Here is a 1,529-nt window from a genome sequence, read left to right as displayed (position 1 = left end):
CCCCCGTTATGTTTTCCGCGGTCCTGCAAGAGGGCCGCTGGCCTCCGGGCCCGGCATGACTTTTGCCCCCTGTCGAACGGATGACCTGGGGGGTGGTGTCACCGGGCCCGGGAGGTGCCGTCGGAGACGCTGATCAGAGGTCCGGCCACCGCCCGGTCCGGCGCAATGCCGGACAGCTCGCGGGCGACAGGTCTGCATAACGTGGATGCGCGCGTACGACACCACTGCCAAGGCCAGCACGTTCAACTCCCTTGGAAGGGCGCGATGTTCGACACCGAAGACGTGGGCGTGTTCCTCGGCCTGGACGTCGGCAAGAGTGCCCATCACGGGCACGGGCTGACCCCGGCCGGCAAGAAGGTCTTCGACAAGCAGCTGCCCAACAGCGAGCCGAAACTGCGGGCCGTCTTCGACAAGCTGACCGCGAAGTTCGGCACCGTCCTGGTGATCGTGGACCAGCCCGCCTCCATCGGCGCCCTCCCCCTCACCGTCGCCCGGGACGCGGGCTGCCAGGCCGCCTACCTGCCGGGACTGGCCATGCGCCGGATCGCGGATCTGTATCCGGGCGAGGCCAAGACGGATGCCAAGGACGCCGCGGTGATCGCGGACGCAGCCCGCACCATGCCGCACACCCTGCGCTCGCTGGAGCTCACCGACGAGATCACCGCCGAGCTGACCGTGCTGGTGGGCTTCGACCAGGACCTCGCGGCCGAGGCCACCCGCACCAGCAACCGGATACGCGGCCTGCTCACCCAATTCCACCCCAGCCTCGAACGCGTCCTCGGGCCCCGCCTGGACCACCCCGCCGTCACCTGGCTGCTGGAGCGTTACGGCTCTCCCGCAGCCCTGCGCAAGGCCGGACGCCGCAGGCTGGTGGAGGTGATCCGCCCCAAGGCCCCGCGCATGGCCACCCGGCTCATCGACGACGTCTTCACCGCCCTGGACGAGCAGACCGTCGTCGTCCCGGGCACCGGCACCCTCGACATCGTGATCCCCACCCTGGCCGCCTCCCTGGCCACCGTCCACACCCAGCGCCGGGCCCTGGAAGCCCAGATCAACGCCCTGCTGGAGGCTCACCCTCTTTCCCCGGTCCTGACGTCGATGCCCGGCGTCGGCGTCAGGACCGCCGCCGTCCTGCTGGTCACCGTCGGCGACGGCACCAGCTTCCCGAGCGCCGCCCACCTCGCCTCCTACGCCGGCCTCGCCCCGACCACGAGGTCATCGGGGACCTCGATCCACGGCGAACACGCACCCCGAGGCGGAAACCGCCAGCTCAAACGCGCCATGTTCCTCTCCGCCTTCGCCTGCATGAACGCCGATCCCGCCTCCCGCACCTACTACGACAAGCAACGCGCCCGCGGCAAAACCCACACCCAGGCCCTCCTCCGCCTCGCCCGCCAACGCATCAGCGTCCTGTTCGCCATGCTCCGAGACGGCACCTTCTACGAATCCCGCACACCCCCGGACGTTGCACTCGCCGCATGACCCCAGCAAGCCCCAATCACCCCAAACCGACAGGGATGCCTTGACGA

At 69.8% G+C, this 1,529-nt stretch carries 1 protein-coding gene; it reads left to right on the top strand.

The window, feature by feature from the left end; all coding sequences use genetic code 11:
- The first annotated feature begins 264 nt into the window (after positions 1-264).
- On the top strand, positions 265-1,482 hold the full coding sequence (locus tag STRIP9103_RS24600; RefSeq protein WP_048820914.1) for an IS110 family RNA-guided transposase: 1,218 nt from the start codon (positions 265-267) through the stop codon (positions 1,480-1,482).
- The last annotated feature ends 47 nt before the right edge of the window (positions 1,483-1,529 follow it).

The organism is Streptomyces ipomoeae 91-03, from assembly GCF_000317595.1.
GTDB classification, from domain to species: Bacteria; Actinomycetota; Actinomycetes; order Streptomycetales; family Streptomycetaceae; genus Streptomyces; species Streptomyces ipomoeae.
This window is presented reverse-complemented; position numbering and strand designations above follow the sequence as displayed.

What these genes read in the sequence shown, in the direction of transcription:
- STRIP9103_RS24600 (WP_048820914.1), top strand. Translation starts at nt 265, where the DNA reads ATGTTCGACACCGAAGACGTGGGCGTGTTCCTCGGCCTGGACGTCGGC.